The organism is Erythrobacter litoralis, from assembly GCF_001719165.1.
Lineage (GTDB): Bacteria > Pseudomonadota > Alphaproteobacteria > Sphingomonadales > Sphingomonadaceae > Erythrobacter > Erythrobacter litoralis.
Window position 1 is genome coordinate 2,267,911 of sequence record NZ_CP017057.1, and the last position, 15,910, is coordinate 2,283,820.

At 62.6% G+C, this 15,910-nt stretch carries 15 protein-coding genes and 1 pseudogene; 8 read left to right on the forward strand and 8 right to left on the reverse strand.

Translation table 11 applies throughout. From position 1 onward, the window contains the following. Entirely contained in the window at window positions 1-813 is an 813-nt protein-coding gene (locus Ga0102493_RS10835; RefSeq protein WP_034900576.1) for an acyl-CoA synthetase family protein, read from the forward strand. Window positions 814-846: 33 nt separating this feature from the next. Here Ga0102493_RS10835 and Ga0102493_RS10840 read toward each other — a convergent pair whose 3' ends face one another. After that, window positions 847-1,440, reverse strand: coding sequence for a DUF1826 domain-containing protein (locus Ga0102493_RS10840; protein ID WP_051697466.1), 594 nt, complete (start codon window positions 1,438-1,440; stop codon window positions 847-849). A gap of 139 nt (window positions 1,441-1,579) precedes the next feature. On the opposite strand from Ga0102493_RS10840, the gene Ga0102493_RS10845 reads away from it, so the two are divergent. The 4 genes from Ga0102493_RS10845 to Ga0102493_RS16415 all read left to right on the forward strand — a co-directional run bounded on the left by Ga0102493_RS10845 (window position 1,580) and on the right by Ga0102493_RS16415 (window position 4,503). Next, the gene (locus tag Ga0102493_RS10845) at window positions 1,580-1,960 is read left to right on the forward strand and encodes a MerC domain-containing protein (RefSeq protein WP_051697463.1); all 381 of its coding nucleotides are present in this window, start codon (window positions 1,580-1,582) and stop codon (window positions 1,958-1,960) included. Window positions 1,961-2,011: 51 nt separating this feature from the next. Beyond that, entirely contained in the window at window positions 2,012-2,683 is a 672-nt protein-coding gene (locus Ga0102493_RS10850) for an ABC transporter ATP-binding protein (protein WP_034900575.1), read from the forward strand. Beyond that, entirely contained in the window at window positions 2,680-3,960 is a 1,281-nt protein-coding gene (locus Ga0102493_RS10855) for an ABC transporter permease (protein ID WP_034900573.1), read from the forward strand. The genes Ga0102493_RS10850 and Ga0102493_RS10855 overlap by 4 nt, the downstream gene beginning before the upstream one ends. A 264-nt stretch (window positions 3,961-4,224) precedes the next feature. Beyond that, entirely contained in the window at window positions 4,225-4,503 is a 279-nt protein-coding gene (locus Ga0102493_RS16415) for a DUF3299 domain-containing protein (protein WP_236922206.1), read from the forward strand. Between the two features lie 171 nt (window positions 4,504-4,674). Here the strand turns inward: Ga0102493_RS16415 and Ga0102493_RS10865 are convergent. The 5 genes and pseudogenes from Ga0102493_RS10865 to Ga0102493_RS10895 form a co-directional block, all read right to left on the reverse strand. After that, window positions 4,675-5,821 (reverse strand): annotated as a pseudogene (locus Ga0102493_RS10865) (IS3 family transposase). A 414-nt stretch (window positions 5,822-6,235) separates the two neighbouring features. After that, window positions 6,236-7,813 (reverse strand): BLUF domain-containing protein, encoded by a 1,578-nt coding sequence (locus tag Ga0102493_RS15765; protein WP_161490058.1) that lies wholly within the window; start codon window positions 7,811-7,813, stop codon window positions 6,236-6,238. A 286-nt stretch (window positions 7,814-8,099) separates the two neighbouring features. Then, window positions 8,100-8,429 (reverse strand): hypothetical protein, encoded by a 330-nt coding sequence (locus Ga0102493_RS10885; protein WP_034900569.1) that lies wholly within the window; start codon window positions 8,427-8,429, stop codon window positions 8,100-8,102. Continuing rightward, on the reverse strand, window positions 8,429-9,094 hold the full coding sequence (gene tenA / locus Ga0102493_RS10890; protein ID WP_034900567.1) for a thiaminase II: 666 nt from the start codon (window positions 9,092-9,094) through the stop codon (window positions 8,429-8,431). The genes Ga0102493_RS10885 and tenA overlap by 1 nt, the downstream gene beginning before the upstream one ends. A gap of 256 nt (window positions 9,095-9,350) precedes the next feature. Further along, window positions 9,351-9,920, reverse strand: a complete 570-nt coding sequence (locus tag Ga0102493_RS10895; protein WP_034900566.1) for a hypothetical protein — start codon at window positions 9,918-9,920, stop codon at window positions 9,351-9,353. A 342-nt stretch (window positions 9,921-10,262) separates the two neighbouring features. Here Ga0102493_RS10895 and Ga0102493_RS15770 point away from each other — a divergent pair, with 342 nt between their 5' ends. The 3 genes from Ga0102493_RS15770 to Ga0102493_RS10905 all read left to right on the forward strand — a co-directional run bounded on the left by Ga0102493_RS15770 (window position 10,263) and on the right by Ga0102493_RS10905 (window position 13,393). Beyond that, on the forward strand, window positions 10,263-10,667 hold the full coding sequence (locus tag Ga0102493_RS15770) for a helix-turn-helix domain-containing protein (protein ID WP_083228523.1): 405 nt from the start codon (window positions 10,263-10,265) through the stop codon (window positions 10,665-10,667). Window positions 10,668-11,774: 1,107 nt separating this feature from the next. Continuing rightward, window positions 11,775-12,368 carry a hypothetical protein gene (locus tag Ga0102493_RS15950; protein ID WP_069297515.1) on the forward strand — a complete coding sequence of 198 codons (594 nt, stop codon included), beginning with the start codon at window positions 11,775-11,777 and terminating at the stop codon, window positions 12,366-12,368. Next, window positions 12,365-13,393, forward strand: coding sequence for a M16 family metallopeptidase (locus tag Ga0102493_RS10905; RefSeq protein WP_069297516.1), 1,029 nt, complete (start codon window positions 12,365-12,367; stop codon window positions 13,391-13,393). Before Ga0102493_RS15950 ends, Ga0102493_RS10905 begins: the two co-directional genes overlap by 4 nt. Window positions 13,394-13,527: 134 nt before the next feature. Here the strand turns inward: Ga0102493_RS10905 and Ga0102493_RS16420 are convergent, their stop codons facing one another. Both Ga0102493_RS16420 and Ga0102493_RS16425 read right to left on the reverse strand, forming a co-directional pair. Further along, the gene (locus Ga0102493_RS16420; RefSeq protein WP_335661087.1) at window positions 13,528-14,961 is read right to left on the reverse strand and encodes a TonB-dependent receptor; all 1,434 of its coding nucleotides are present in this window, start codon (window positions 14,959-14,961) and stop codon (window positions 13,528-13,530) included. Beyond that, window positions 14,861-15,730 (reverse strand): TonB-dependent receptor plug domain-containing protein, encoded by an 870-nt coding sequence (locus Ga0102493_RS16425; protein ID WP_236922208.1) that lies wholly within the window; start codon window positions 15,728-15,730, stop codon window positions 14,861-14,863. Before Ga0102493_RS16425 ends, Ga0102493_RS16420 begins: the two co-directional genes overlap by 101 nt. Window positions 15,731-15,910: the final 180 nt, after the last annotated feature.

The window sequence follows — 15,910 nt, forward strand, 5'->3', positions numbered from 1 at the left end:
GTGCACGGCACCGGCGCGTCATGCTTCGCTTGCCAAAGGTTTCGTCAGGGCCGTTCGCCCGCCTTCGAGCTGCGCGAAAGCGGCCTTGGCCTCGGCGACGTGCTGTGCTGCGCCCCGCGCGGGAGCTTTCAGGCGGCGATCGATTTCGTGGCCTGCGCCATAGGCGGCTTCGTCTATCTTCACCTCGCCTGCGATCGTTTCGCCGCTCTGCGCCGGGAACTGGCGGGCGAACCGGTCATCGGCCGGGCCGGTATCATGCTGTGCGACGAGCGCGGCGGCACCGAACGCCATTGCGACCGCCTCCCCGCAAGCCTCGCCGGGCTCCATTCGGCGGACGAGGCGCTGCTCGGATTGTTCCTGCCTGCTTCCCCGCATGCAGAAAGGCTTCATCCGTTCGCCGGTCGGGCCATCGAAAGCACCCTTGCGCGCCTCTCATGCGAACTTTCCACGCCCTCCGGCGGCGCGCGGATGACGCGGGTCTGCACGCACCACGATGCAGGCTTCGTGGTCGACCTGCTGCTCGGCCTGTGCAACCGCCAGACGATCTATCTGCGCGCGGGGAACGCGGAGAGCGCGGCAGAGACGGTGCACGAGGCGATCGCGCTCGAAATCGACGATCTCGTCCTTGCGCCCGGCATGATCGAAGCGATCGCGCAGGACGGTCTGCAGCTGGAGGGGACGGCACGGACAGCGCTGGCCCGGATCCGGCTGCACACGGGGGGCGAACCGCTTTCCAGCGCCCAGCGCGACATGGCCGCGCGCCTGTTCGGCAAGGTATTCGTCGAACCGCCGCTTGCTGCGCTCGCCGTGTGAGGCGGTCCCGAGCGCCGGCAATCCGCCTTGCTCTCAGCCGCGATCCGTGCGGTTGAGCACCAGAAGCAGTCGAGGGCCGCTGGCGCTCGCGATCGGGGGAGAGCGGTGGATCGCCGGATGATCGGTCGCAAGCTTGCCCTTGAAGATGCCGACATCGCCGGGTTCGAGCCGGTTGATCGCGCGCGGTTCTTTGCCGGCGCGCACGCGCGCGGCGTCTGCGCGCGTGAGCCATTGCGTGCCCGGCCCGACATAGGTCGTGATCATCCGCGCGGCGACGTAATCGGCATGGAACTTGCGGCAGGAATCGGTCGTCACGACTTCGAGCCGCAATTCCAGTTCCTCGATTTCCATGACCGCGCAGAAGCGTTCGGCCAGAAGCGCGACATCATAGCAAAGCGCACGATGAAGATTGCGTCCCCCGAATCCATGGCTGGCGAGCGCCGCAGCGAAACGCGCCGCAAGGTCGGCGCGCGAGGCGTCGAAGCGGATATCCCGGGGGCTCCCTTCGATCAGCGCGCTCCAGTCGATCAACAAGTTGCGCTGCCAGATGGCGAGATTGCAGTCATCGTCGCTGATCGCGCCGAGTATCCCGGCAGCGGTGGATATCGCGGCGCCCGTTTCGCGCAAGGGTGCGCCTAGGGTTTGGGCACGGCTTTCCAAAGCTGCGGTTCGGGCGATCGTGGCGGTCACGGCAATTGCCTTTGCGTTCAAGATGTGATGTTGTAACATTTACCTAGTTCCCTTCTCACCCATATGCAAGAGAGCCATGAAACCCGCCGCCCCGAGCCCGCTGTTCGATCGCTTCGGCATCGCCCTTTCCGGGCTCTGCCTCGTCCATTGCCTTGCCCTCCCTGTCGCGCTCGCGCTCCTTCCTGTCCTCGCGTCGAGCGCATTGGGCACCCTGGCGCAGGCCGAGTGGTTCCATGCCGCACTGCTGGTGCCGGTCGTGCTGGTAAGCGGCGGCGTGCTCGGTCCGCGGGCGCTCGTCGTCCGGTGGCTAGGCCCGCTCCTCCTCTTTGCCCTTGGCGCCATGACGGGCGCGCTTTTCGTTGCGGTGCAGTGGCAGGAACAGGCGATGACCGCGGGCGGAGCCAGCCTTCTCATTCTCGCGCATTGGCTGAACCTGCGCGAACGCGGCCGGGCATGACGTCCCGGCAGCCCCACCGACCTTAGCCCCGTCCAGACCGGCCGACCGAACATGACCACCCTTTGCGTCCGCGATGTCGCCCTTTCCTATGACGGCCGACCGGTGCTGGAACAGGTGTCCTTCGACCTCGCACCGGGTTCGCGCACGCTGCTGCTCGGCGCGTCGGGGTCCGGCAAGTCGAGCCTTCTCAACATCGTCTGCGGCCTGCAATCGCCGGACCGGGGCGAGGTGAAACTGGGCGAAGAGGCGATCGCGCCTGCACGCTCCGCCGCCGCCGCGGACCGGGTTCGGCAGCGGCACATGGGGATCATCTTCCAGACCCTGCGCCTCGTCTCCGCGCTCAGCGTGCGCGGCAATCTGCTGCTCGCCCAGAAGCTTCAGACCGGAAGGCGCGACCCCGCCCTTGTCGACAGCGTGCTGCGCGAACTCGGCATTGCCGACCGCGCCCATGCCCGGCCCTTCGCGCTCAGCCAGGGCGAGGCGCAGCGGGCCGCGATCGCGCGCGCGCTGGTTGTGCGCCCGAAGCTGCTGATAGCGGACGAGCCGACCTCGGCGCTCGACCGCGACAATGCGCACAGGGTCGCAGGGCTGCTGCTCGATGCCGCCAAAGCCTCGCATGCGAGCCTTCTCATCGCGACCCATGACGAGCGGCTGCTGCCGCATTTCGAGAAGGTGCTGCGGATCGAGCGCGGCAGGATAGAGGAAGGGCGGATCACGGCATGATCTCGCTCGCGATCGCCTATCTCAAGGACCGCCCGCTGACGAGCGCGCTCAACGTGGCCCTGCTCGCAATTTCGGTCGCGCTGCTCGTCCTGCTGCTGCAATTCGGCCACCAGGCGGGTGAGCGGCTCGAGCGCGATGCGCGCGGGATCGACCTCGTCGTTGGAGCCAAGGGGTCGCCGCTCCAGCTGATCCTGTCAGCCGTGTTCCATATCGACCGGCCGACCGGCAACATCCCGCTGGACAGCCTCGACTTGCTGCGCCGCGACCCGGCAGTGGAGCGCGCGGTCCCGATCGCGCTGGGCGACAATTTCGCAGGCTACCGGATCGTCGGGACGGACGACTCGTTCATGGCGCTTTACGGGGCAGAACTGGCCAGCGGCAGCACCTTCGATGAACCGATGGAAGCCGTCCTCGGATCGGAAGTCGCGCGGGCGACCGGAGCGGGGCCTGGACAGGCCTTCGTCTCCAGCCACGGCCTTGCCGACGAACAGGACGCGGAACAGGGCCACGGCCATGCCCCGTTCGAAACCGTCGGCGTGCTCGTCCCGACCGGCACGGTGGTCGATCGGCTCGTCCTGACGCCCTATGAAAGCGTATGGGACGTTCACGGCATCGCGCACGGCCGACCGGAGAGCGAACACGCGCACGATCATGAAAGCGCCGCAGGGGATGCCGGGGCACCGGACCAGCCGGGCAGGCGCAGCGCCCTCACCATGACTTCCCGCGCGCCGGAAGCCGAACTCACCGCGCTTCTCGTCACCTACCGCAACGCCGCGGGCGCGCTTCGCATTCCCGCGCTGGTCAACCGGCAGACCGCGATGCAGGCCGCCGTCCCGGCGAGCGAGACGGCCCGCCTGCTCGACCTGCTCGGCGCGAGCCTCGAAGGCGTGCGGGTGCTGGGCTGGCTGCTCGCGGTGACCGGCGGGCTCGCAATCTTCGTCGCGCTCCTCAACATGGTCCGCAGCCGCGAGGGCGACCTCGCCCTGCTGCGCGTCATGGGGGCGAGCCGGATGCAGGTCTTCGCCACGGTGCTTCTCGAAGGCGTGGTCACGGCTGTTCTCGGCGCGGCGCTCGGATGGTTCGCGGCGCATTGCCTCATCGCGGCGGCGCGGGCGAATTTCGCGACACTGGGCAACCTGGGGCTTGCCGCGTGGCACCCCCTGCCGGAGGAATTGCTGCTGGTGGCGGCGGTGCTGGGCCTCGGCGCGCTCGCAGCGCTGATTCCGGCGCTGCGCATCTACCGCGTGGATGCCGCGCGCATCCTCGCACGGAGCTGACACCCATGGATCAAGGCGACCGACTGGAGGACATCATGCATCGCATCGCGCTGGTCATCCTCGCCGCAATGGCGACGTTCAGCCTCGCCCGGTCACGAGCGCCCAGGCGCCCGATCCAAAGACCGGGCCCGTGATCGAAGACGTTTGGCAGCCCGCGCGCACGCCCAGGGGCGGCGTCTCGTGGAAAGTGCTCGAGGCGACCGAGGAGATCACCCGGCTCGACGATGAGGGCTACATCCTTTCGAGGCCCGCTTCACCAAGCAGGTGCGCGCGCTGGCGGGCAAGCGGATCAAGGTCGCCGGCTGGATGATGCCGCTCGATGCTCAGCGGACCCAGAAGCGCTTCGTCCTGCTCGGCTATCCGCCCGGCTGCCCGTTCCATTTCCACGCGGCGCCCAACCAGTTCGTCGAGGTGATCGCGAGCACGCCCTTCCCTACCGACGAACGCAAGGTGTTTGTGGTCAGCGGAGTGCTCGAACTGACAGGATATGACGAAAGCGGAATCTTCTACCGCCTGCGCGATGCGAGGCCGGGCTTGTTGTGAGACAGAAAAGATCTTCCGTTTTTTCATGCGAATCCCAGCTTCCCGCCCTACCCTCTGACAATATAGTTTTTTCGATTTTCGCAGTCTCGTACGGAACAAACACAGAATAGGAGGTGGTCTGAGCCCGAAGTTTCTACCAGCTAGGAGTAGAGCCTTGGGCCGTTTGCACTGCTACCCAACGTTGGACCACTCGGGTCTGGAGTTTTCCGCCTTGCTCAGGTCCGGCGGGCCGGTCTCACCGGCTGAGTTTGCCAGCATGATCGGGGGTATATTCCCGATCGCGCTGAGCGGTCGCTCTTCGTTGTAGTGTCTACGCCACGCCTCCAGCTTTTCGCAAGCGTCTTGCAGGTTCAGGAACCAGTGCGCGTTCAGGCATTCGCTGCGCAGCTTGCTGTTGAACGCCTCGATGAACGCATTGTCTGTCGGCTTGCCAGGGCGGGAGAAGTCGAGGATCACACCGCGCTGGTAAGCCCACAGATCCATGTCCTCGAGATGAACTCGCTGCCATTGTCCACCCTGATCGTCTTGGGATAACCGATCTTTCGGCACGCCCGGTCCAGCGTCGCGACGACGTCTTCGCCACGATAGCTGAACCGAGGATCGACCACCGGCGATAGTCGGGAGTAGGTGTCGACCACCGTCAGGATGCGCAACTTGCGACCCGTTGCCAGCTGGTCGTGCACGAAGTCCATCGCCCATACATCGTTCGGCCGGATGGCAGGAGCACGGTCCTCGCGCAGCTTCGCTTTGACCCGTCACTTGGCGTTTTGTTGCGCAGCTGCAGGCCCAACTCCCTGTAAAGCCGATAGACCTTCTTCATGTTCACGACCCAACCGTCGCGGCGAAGGATGTAATAGACCCGCCGGTAGCCATAGCGGACGTGCGTCTCGCAGATCTCCTTGATGCGCTTCTTCAGAAAGGCCGGATCGGTCCGGCGGGACTGGTAGTGGTAGGTCGAACGATCAAAATGCAAAGCCGAACATGCCCTGCGGATCGTAACCTGCCAGTCCTGCCGAACCGCGTCGATAATCTCGCGCTTGCGATCCGGCCTCAGAGCTTTCGCTTGATAACATCCTGCAGCATCTCGCGATCAAGCGTCAGATCGGCGACGATCTTCTTCAGCCGACTGTTCTCATCCTCCAGCTCACGCAGTCTGCGCATCTCAGACGGCATCAGCCCCGCGTATTTCTTCTTCCAGTTGAAGTAGGTCGCCTGGCTAATCCCTGCCTTGCGGCAGATCTCCGCCACAGGCGTTCCTTCCTCGCCCTGTTTTTACGACGAACGCCTTCTGGGCGTCCGTGAACTTCGATGCCTTCATGCCGCAACTCCTCACCCAGCCAAGGAAACCTACGGCAGAAAACTCTAACCAGAAATGGTCCAGTTTTCAGGTGGCAGAGCAAGGGCCTTCGCTCATAGCTCTTATACAACCAAGTGATGTCCGCTCTCGGGGTCGGCTTGGGTTATTATACCGGGCCTATCCTTAACGCTTTGATCTTTTCAGGCGGCGGGTTGCTCCGCCGCGACTGCATTCTGTCAGGATCCGAATTCAGCCGGGATTAAGGTGCTTTTGGCAGGCTGTTCAGCCACAGGCATGAGGAGGCAGGATGATGGTCTTCGGAATAGTCGGTGCTGCAGCACTCGCGTTGTCGCCCGTTTCGGCTTCGGTGCCGGACGTGACCGTCGAGTTCGTCGACCGGGTGCGGCGCGATGCGCAAAATAGCCTCTGGCATCGCTACGATTTCCGCTTCACCAATTCAGGGTCCGAGGAGCGGATCCTCTCGCTCTGTCCGACCGAAGCGACGCTGTATTTCAAGAACACCATGGCGGGCCTCACGCGGCTTGAGCGCCTCGCGGCCAGCGCGCTCGCGATTGACGGCGAAAGCTGGAGCTTCAATTGCCGCAAACGCACGATCGCGCGGGCGACAGCGTCATGCTTGGCATCTACTTTCGCTGGTGGGAGGGCGACTTTCGCTGGTGGGAGGGCGACGGCGTTCGCGCCGTCCGACCGATCATGTTCGAGACTTCGCTCGGCAAGTTCTTCGTGAAGGAGGGGCGCATCATCGCGCTCGGCGAAGGCGACGAGGAGACGCTCGCGATCTGATCCGGGACCCGCAGTCGGGAAACGGCCCAGTCTCAGACTATTCAAAGTTACTGCGCGAGACCATACGAGACCCATCGCCGCAAGGCGGGCACCCCTCATAGCGTATCGAACATGCATAAGGTCTGCGTACGCGCAGCGAAAATTCTCTCTCGTTAACGAGGTAGCTGTCGTTTCTGCCGAATCAATTCGGCGATCCGGATAGTTGAGCCGGAAGCAGTTTTTTCGCGCGTGATCTGCGCCCACACTCTCGGCGGTGGCCGCTGCGTCGGCGAATAGTCGCCCTCCTACCGACACGACTGTTAAGTGATCGGGCGATGCAAACCGGCTGCGTTCAACCGTCTGGCGCAGTAATTTGAGCTTCTGCTGGCGCGGCAGAGCATCAGACAGTCCGATATCAAGCGCGTCTGGCTTTTGTGAGGCGAGCTGGTTGGCGAGCGCCTGGTCGCTGTCGGGAAACGCCATGTCAACGTGCCAACCTGCATCCGTGAAGAGGTCCGCCAGGAGCGAGGTACCAAGCGCATGCGGCTCTCCAGGAGCCGTCGCCAGCATGATGCTGTATCGTCGCTGCCTGAGCGATTGCGGGGTTGGAGCGTGCCTAACGGCATGGCCAGCGAGTTGGAGCATGCTCAGCCCAATCGTCAGATCGACTTCGGAACAGTCGTCCGACAGCCAAGCATCTCCGAGCGCCCGAGCGGTTGGCTCGATTAGATGGGTAATGATTGCATCGCCAGACCACCCTTGCTCGGCCGCAGAAGCGACAAAGGCATTGATGCCAAGATCATCGCCGTTGAGCACCAGTTCCATAAGAGCGGGCACCTGCGAGGTTAGCCCGTGCTGTGGCTTGATCTTATCGACTTTGTGAAAAGGTTCCTCGTCGGCATGATAGCTGAGCAAATCCCAGCCACCAAAGAGTTGGGCGGGAACGATGTGCTCGCTCAGTATCTCGATATGGCTGTGACGTCGATCCTCGTTGATCGACTGCCACAGCACGCTCAGACTTTTTGGCGGACCTTCGAGTGTCTGAAAGAACCGCCCCTTGTCGTAAAGCAACATGCCGGTGACGCCGAGGCTACGGTTACGCTGCCGCGCTTTCCAGGCAAGTTCGCGCAAATCGCCGGGCGTCGGTCTCGAGGTAGCCTTGCTTTGATAAGTCAGACTACTGGTCCAGTCGGGGGGATTGACCTCTGTGGTTTCGATTTGAAATGACACGGGCAGTCTCCCAGTTTTTCGCCGGGATGCAACAACAGAATTACATCATGCCAATCTACTGAAGGCTTGGCTCGCTGCTTCAAGATGGTTGCGCGCTTGTACCGTTTCTCGCCAGCGCGCTGAATCTTAAAGCATAGCGTAATAGCCTTGGTCGCAGGGTAAGGCTGCGGCAATGCAACTCCGGATTCGATCCCTGACAAAAGCTGAAGAAAAGCCTAAACGCTGTCAAGCCAGATTGGCGGAGTCTCTTGTCGTCTTGGGCAAGGCGGAAGCCTCTCTCGACCGATTAGAACTGCTCAAGGCAACGTTTGCGTTCCGCTTCTACAAAGGCGTATGCCTCGGCTCCCTCATCCGCGCCGTCATAGAGCCCAAGCTCCCGGGTCACAATGAAGAAGCCTGGCGCGGGCAATCCGGCTCGCGCTTTCGACACCACAAAACTTGCAAGCTGCGATTCACTGCCGGCAGCTTGGCTGCGCATTAGGTCTTCGATCAGAAGCGCGGTCTTGTGAATCGTATGCGGCGGCTGAAGCTGAAGTGATTTCGCTACCTCGGCATAGATTAGCGTTCGGCCCGAGCGCGCCGCCTCGATCAACAAGACCTTGAGCGCTTCGCGCATCAAAGCGGCCAGCTCTCCAATCGGTCTGCGCTGTCCCAGAACATCCATTCGAGCTGAGCTGAACGGCGATAGGCCAGGTGCATCCTCTCGATACTGCGCGCAGAGCATCGGGCGGCCACGCTGTCGAGCGTCGCAATGACCGCATCGACGGCTTCTGAGAAGTCTTCGCCCGCATAGGTTTCGATCCAGGCGCTGTAGGAGTTATTTGTAGCGGCGCTTTCGTGAATCGCTCTGCCCACTTCGCGGTAAATCCAGAAGCAAGGTAGGAGCGCGGCTAGCCCCACTTCGAACGGCGCCTGCGCGCAGGTTGCCTGAAGATAGCTCACATAGTGATTGCAGACTTGGCTGAGCTCAGCGGACGCAAAGTCTTGCGGGGATACGCCGAACCGCTCGAAATAGTCGGCATGCAGCTCGCGCTCGACGATAATCGTCACTTCGGCTGCCTTGGCGAACTGAACGATATGATCCGCATCCCAGCCTTTCGCGGCTACGAACGCCAAGCTGCGCGCGAAGCCTTCGAGGTAATGCGCATCCTGGATGATGTAGTGCCGAAACTTCTCCGGCGGTAGCACGCCTTCGGCAAGCTCGCGGTTAAAAGGCATGTCGCGGGTGGTTTCGAAGAGCGGCAGATTGGCCTGCCAGGCAGTCTGAGTGAAGCTGGTCACAGGGAACTCCAATCTTGAAAGACGAGCTAGAGGACGCTCATCCAATCCGCCACCGCAATATACACCATGAAGCGGTCCGCCACTTGCATCCTAAGGGTCCCTTCGCGCATCAGCGACGCGATGAACAAGTTTCGTCTGCTCTAAGGTTCTGCCAGCCCAAAAGCGGACCGACCGCTAACGAAAATCGAAGCGGACTGACCGCAAACGACCCCTTGGCGGACGGGCAACGGAGCTGACGCCATGCGCGCTGCGAAGCTCAGTTGGCCACCGATACAAGAACCTTATCGACTTTCGCTTGAATTTCGCCCGCATCCACTGCTGCTGCAAATATCTTGGCGCTCCCTTTGAGCTGCTCGAATGTTTCGAAGGAACAGACTTTCTCATCTCCCTTTACGCCTTCAACCGCCGCGACCTCTTTGGTGCACACCGGTTCGATTGTCTCGATCCTGCCATCACGCCAGCGAATGAACTGATAGCCTGAAATTCCGGTCGGTTTACGTTTCCCTTTTTGCCCTTCCTCAGAGCCATAGCGTATCTCTTTTTCTTCCTTCACTGGGTCGGAGAACTGGAAGACGAACCATTCCGGGCTGACTTCCATGAAATAAAAGCTTTCGGACCTGCCGTCCGCCCCGATCTCGTAGGCCATACCTGCGCCTTTGGAGATGGTCGCCACCTCTTGCGGATTGTCCCCGCTCGCAAAGGTTCCCTCAAAAGGAATATCTGAGGCGTTGCTGTCGTTAAGTATCGGCTCTTGCGAGATCCAGCACGCGGCCAAAGCCAGATAAAGCGGCGCGATACATAAAGCTTTCAGGCAACGTCTCAACATGATGGCTTCCCCCTTCTTGGATCCGTGGCCTGTCAATGTTTGGAGCAAACGGAAAATGCAGTCCACTAGCCGGTGAGAGATGTCCGCTCACTACCCATGAGCGGTCATGAGCGGGCAGCCGCCCCGATCCTGAAACCTGCCGGACAGCTTCAACGGGTTGTTCGCCAGAAGCCGAAATTCTCAAACCGACCCCATTTCGGATGCCGCAAATGGCCAAGGTGACATACAAAACTTTTCAAAAGTGAAGGCTGTTCAACTGCTAGATCAAAACCAGGGCGGCACCGAAAGCTCAGTGTTTCATCGACCCTTGCACCGGTCGCATCTAGCGGCAATGATTGCTTTATGCCGTCGCCAAAATCAGATTCATCGCCCCCGATCAGCCCATCTGAGCGCGAAGTGCTGGCAATGTTGGCTGAGGGTCATACTGCGAAATCCATCGCGACGGAGCTCAACCTGTCAGTAAACGCAGTCAACGAAAGGCTGCGCGAGGCGCGCCGCAAAACGGGTGCCGCCAGCAGCCGCGAACTGGCCCGCCATCTGGCTGCACAAGAAAATTGGGACAAGGAAACTGGGGTTTCGAGCGTCGCGATGCCTGATGCAGAGCCGGAGACGCCTGGCGCAGCCATAATGGCTCGCCAACAACCAAGGAGTCTCATCATCATGTTCATCACTGTTGCTGCATCGCTCTCGCCGTCGTGGGCGTGCAGAATGCTTCTACTTCGACTCAGGAAATTTCCGAACCAGTAGGATCGGAAGCGAGCGTTTCGCGCGGTGTATCTGCGCTAGATCCTTTTCAAACTCGTTTCGACGCAGAAACGCGTGACAGTGATTGGGCGGCTCCCGCCGAACTGCGCGCCTTGGCGTTTTTCACTCTCGTCGATGGCGTCCGCTCGGTCCAGGTCCATTGCGCAGCTACTTTGTGCCGTGTCGAAGGCCGCGTGGTGCCTGATGCAATGAAGGGCGCCAAAGGAGAAGTGCGAGGAGACGCATTGCGTGATCGCCTACGAGGGGCCGGGCTAGAGATGACGGCTGCGGGCTTTCGTGACGCTCCGAATAAGGTGGAGGGGGGCAAGTTTACCGCCTTCCTGCGCCGTGCTGGCTGAGATCATCCTCCGTGCGACGACATCGTATTAGCGTCGCACAGTGGAATGAATTCGATTTCAGATGGTTTGAGCCCAAAGCCGCCGTTCCGAATTCCACCCATTCTGAGCCGTTTGGAGCGCTCTGTCTGCCCCCCGCTAGCAGACCGACCCATTGGACTGTTATACTCCTAAAACCTGACCGACAGGAGGCGCATATCCAGCTATTCTCTTCGCGCGGAAGGTCCATCCGGTAGAAGTATGCTGTCTTAACTTGACCGTCATTGCCGTTCAGAAGGGTGATTGTGATTTTGTCGTCATCCGGTCCGGGTTGAATCGATAAGACCTCGCGATCGGATGTGTCAGGCTCTTCTCGGATGAGATCTTCGACTGTCGCTTGAGGCCCTCCGTCCTGATCAACTCGAAAGACGTCGGCCTCATAGTTGCCCCGCTCTTCGTTCGCGTATGTGAATGAAGGCGATAACGCTGCACCGAGAAACAGCACAAAATCGATCAAGCTAAACTCCTTTGAGTCTAGAAATCGGCATCAGTTAGATCGATTAGTTTCTATCTGACACAAGGTCGGTTCACCACCCACGACAAGACATCGAGGGCTAATCTGAGCGCTCCTCAATGCGGACATTCGGTTGCTTGAGCTTGCCGCCGACCTCTGGAAGGCCGGCGGCAATGACGATCAAATCTCAGTCTTCTCCGCGAGAGTGAGCGCATCCTCTATATCGACACCAAGATACCGGACGGTGTTCTCGATCTTGGAATGGCCGAGCCCGCAGCTGAAACGCGCACCCATGCCGCCTATGTCAGCGGCGCGCTGCGGCTGGTCGACGACGGCACGATCCCGACCGAACCTGAATTCCGGCTCGCTCTGTTCGAGAAACTCGCCGCGCGAATCACGCCCGAGACGGTCCATGACGCATTGATCGAGGATGCCGCCCCGCTCGAAGAGCCGCTGATCCGCGTCGAGGGCCGCACGGCCCCCTCAGGCGGAGAGGACGCGCTGCGCGGCGCCTTTGCCGAGGCGATGGCGCTCCCCATCGCTCCGCCGGACGAGGCCGGCGCGCTGGCCTTCGCCTACGGGGATTTCGGCGAGCCCGGAAACGTGGTCGAGGACCGGGTGGACGAACGGCTCGGCATCCGCCTCGTTGCCTTCGACAACGGCGTGCGGCTCAATCTCAGGCGCACCGATATCCGCAAGGACCGGCTGCAGGTGCGCATCGCCGTGGATGGCGGGCAATTGCTCGAGACGGTCGAGGACCCGCTCGCCACCGCCATGGTCGTCGCACTGGCCGGCGCGGGCTCGGCGCGCACAGCCAGGACGAGCTCGCGACGATCCTTGCCGGGCGCACGGTGAGCTTCGGTGTGTCGTCGGCGAGCGACAGCTTCGTCGTCACCGGAGGGACGACGCCGCGCGATCTCGAACTGCAATTGCAGCTCGCCGCCGCGCTGCTGACCGATCCTGGCTACCGGCCCGAGGGCGAGGAGCGCTATGCCCGCTCGGTCGAGAACTATTTCGCCAGTCTCGACGCCACTCCGGGGCGTGCGCTGGGGACCGCGATCGGCGGAATCCTGTCGGACGGCGACCCGCGCTTCACGCTGCAGCCGCAGGAGGCCTATCTGGCGAAGGATTTCGCCCAGCTGCTCGATGTCCTCGCGGACCGGTTCGAACGCGGGGCGATCGAGGTCGCGATCGTCGGCGATATCGAGGAGGACGAGGCGATCGCAGCGGTCGCGGCGACGCTCGGCGCGCTGCCACGGCGCGAGGCGTCATTCCGCGAGCGGACCGAGGCGCGCAAGCGGACCTTCACCAGAGACCGGAGCCCGCGCGTGCTGACCCATGCGGGCGAGGCGGACCAGGCGCTCGTGCGCCTGACATGGCCGACCACCGACGATTCCGACCACGAGGAAGCGCTCCGCCTCGCGGTGCTCGCCCGCGCGGTTCGGATCGCGCTCACCGATAGCCTGCGCGAGGAACTGGGCGAGGCCTATTCGCCGGGCGCCAGCTCCTCACCCAGCCGGACCTATGAAGGTTACGGCACTTTCCAGGTCCAGGCCGCGCTAGATGTCGCATCGGTCGACATTGCGCGCGCGGCGATTGTCGGCGTGGTCGAGGATTTCCGAGCCGGAAAGATCGATGCCGACACGATCGAGCGGGCCAAGCGGCCGCTGCTCGAGGATTACCAGAACGCGCTCAAGACGCTGACCGGCTGGATGAACCTCGTGCGGCGCGTCCAGAGCGAGCCCGAGCGGATCGACCGCTGGCTTGCCGTGCCCGAACGGCTCGGGCGGATCGGCGCGCAGGAGATCGCGGCGGCGGCCGAGCGCTGGCTCGATCCGGCAGGCGCGGTCGAAATCCTCGTCCTGCCCAGGGGCGATTGACCGCCGGCAGGGCCTGCCAAGGCCGCCACCAGAAAGGGCAGCACAAAAAAAGGGCCGGCAAGTCGCCTCTTGCCCGCCCCCATTCTGGAAGTGGTCCGGGCTTGATACGCCCGGAACCGTGTCGTTGTGGCGCCTTAGTAATCGACCCCGAAGGAAACGCCAACCACCCGCGGATCGTTCACGAAAGCGGTAAGGTTGTTGAAGTCGACCGCGCCGAGGATGTTGTCCTCATTTGTGATGTTGCGCGCGAACAGGGCGACTTCCCACTGGCCGTCGCCGCCCGAATAGCCGATGCGAAGGCCGCCCTCGATCCGGCTGTCGGCGTTGAATTCGGCGCTTTCGTAGAGGAAGAAGTTCGTCTCGCCGAGATAGATCCAGTCGGTGAAGATGAAGAATTCGCCCGAATTGCCCACCGGAACGCCATAGCGCGCGGTGAAATCGCCGCTCCATTCGGGTGCGTTAGGGAATGGATTGCCGTCCACCAGCGCAAAGCCGTTCGCATTGAGCGGGTCGAGCACGGTGCATTGCGCGCACACGCCCACGGCAAGGCTGTCGTCGTTGATCTGCGTGTCGTTATAGGCGAGCCCTAGCGTCAGCGTGATGTTCGGGGTCGGCTGGAACGCGGTGTCGAATTCAAAGCCCCAGGCCTCGCCTTCATTCGCATTGATCAGCTGGACGAGATTGCCCGCCCCGCCGACGGCGGTGAACTGCGGGTCCTCGACCGTGTAGTAGAAGGCCGAACCGTTGATCCGCACCTTGCGGTCGGCGAACTCGCTCTTGAAGCCCGCCTCGTAGCTGGTGATGTTCTCCGACTGCGCGACCGAAGGCGCGGCGAAGAAGGCGACGTCGCGGCCCTGGATGGTCGGCGCGCGAAACGCATTGGCGACGCGGGCATAGACGCTGGTCGTGTCGGTCACGTCGGCGAAGATGCTGACGTCCCAGTCGATGTTGTCGTCCTGCACGCTGACCGGCTGGAGCGGCGCGCCCGAGCGCACGAAGAAGTCCTTCTCGTCGTCGGTGTAGCGCAGCCCTGCGGTCACGCGCAGCGCCTCCGTCAGTTCGTAGCTCGCCTGCCCGAAGACCGCCCAGGCGGTGTTGGTGTGATTGACGGTGACGGGCGGCGGAAAGGTGAAGCCGACGGTCGTCACGTCGAAATCGCTGTCGAAGATGAACCCGCCGACCTGCCAGGACAGAGGCCCGTCGCCGTTCGAGGCGAGGCGCACTTCGTGGGTCAGCTGTTCGAGATCGATCGAATCCTGCGTGTCGGAGGGGAACGGGATGAAGCCCGGCCCCGTCACGAGATTGCCCCCGTCGATATCGCCGCGGCTGAAGCCTTCGCTGGTCCAGTAGCTGGTGATCGAGGTGAGGGTGGCGAAATCGTATTCGTAGGACGCATTGAGCGTCGCGCCGAACTGGTTGTACTCGGCCGGATTGCCGCCGCCCGCATCGTAGAACACAGTGTCGCGGTCATAGTTCTGGTTCAACTCGTTGCTGCCGGGCGACAGAACGTTCGCGCGAAAGAAGGTCGATGACCCGTCGAGATCGCGGAAATTGACCTGGGCGAGGATCTCGCTGCGTTCGTCCGGCGTCCACAGCAGCTGGCCGCGAATGGCGAAATCGGTGAACCCGCCGAGCGCATTCTCCTCGCCGGTGAAGCCGTTGTCGATCCAGTCGCCGCGGGCGCTGGAACTGGGTCGAGACGCGGAAGGCCAGCTTGTCCTCCACGATCGCCCCGCCGACCGCGCCGGTCAGCGAAGCCGTGTCGAGCGAACCGAAGCTGAGACCGGCCTGGACGTCGGGCTCGAACCCGGGCTTGACGGTTTCGATCTTGACGATGCCCGCCGGCGTGTTGCGACCGAACAGCGTGCCCTGCGGCCCGCGCAGCACTTCGACGCGCTGGACATCGAAGATCGGGAAGCTCTTGAGCGTCACGTTCTCGAGCACGATTTCATCGAGGATCACCGAAACCGGCTGCGAGGCGGCAAGGTCGAAATCGGTGTTGCCCAGCCCGCGAATGTAGAACCGCGGCGCGACGCGCCCGTTCGAGCTTTCAACATTGAGGCCGGGCGCAGCGCCGGCAAGCGCGGTCGTGTCGGCAGCGCCCGAGAAGATGAGATTGACGCGCTGTTCGTCGAGGATGTCGGCGGAGACGGCCACGTCCTGCAGGCTTTCCTCGCGCCGGTTGGCGGTGACGATGATCGTCGGCAATTCGCCTTCGGAGCTCTGCGCGGTCTCGTCGTCCTGCGCGGCTGCGGGCGCGGCAAACCCGATGCCGGCGGCCGCGATAAGGCTGGTGGAGGCCCAGAGGGCGCGCACGAAAGGAATACGCTGTGACATGGTGGAAATTCCCTTTGCTTGTCACGGAGAGAGGGACGTGACGCCCGCGGGCTGGCAGATTTGCCCGATTCTGGCGAGATGCGGCGGTGCACAAACGACGCAAAAGCGGCATTTCCGGGTCATTCCCGTATCACCTGTGGCAAAGGGGTTACATCTGTCAGCATCCCGGCGCGCGTCCCA

Coding starts and splice junctions, on each gene's coding strand:
- Ga0102493_RS10845 (WP_051697463.1), top strand. CDS start 1,580: ATGAAACCCGCCGCCCCGAGCCCGCTGTTCGATCGCTTCGGCATCGCC.
- Ga0102493_RS10850 (WP_034900575.1), top strand. CDS start 2,012: ATGACCACCCTTTGCGTCCGCGATGTCGCCCTTTCCTATGACGGCCGA.
- Ga0102493_RS10855 (WP_034900573.1), top strand. CDS start 2,680: ATGATCTCGCTCGCGATCGCCTATCTCAAGGACCGCCCGCTGACGAGC.
- Ga0102493_RS10885 (WP_034900569.1), bottom strand. CDS start 8,429: ATGCGCGAAGCGCTCAAGGTCTTGTTGATCGAGGCGGCGCGCTCGGGC.
- Ga0102493_RS10895 (WP_034900566.1), bottom strand. CDS start 9,920: ATGTTGAGACGTTGCCTGAAAGCTTTATGTATCGCGCCGCTTTATCTG.
- Ga0102493_RS15770 (WP_083228523.1), top strand. CDS start 10,263: ATGCCGTCGCCAAAATCAGATTCATCGCCCCCGATCAGCCCATCTGAG.
- Ga0102493_RS15950 (WP_069297515.1), top strand. CDS start 11,775: ATGGCCGAGCCCGCAGCTGAAACGCGCACCCATGCCGCCTATGTCAGC.
- Ga0102493_RS16425 (WP_236922208.1), bottom strand. CDS start 15,730: ATGTCACAGCGTATTCCTTTCGTGCGCGCCCTCTGGGCCTCCACCAGC.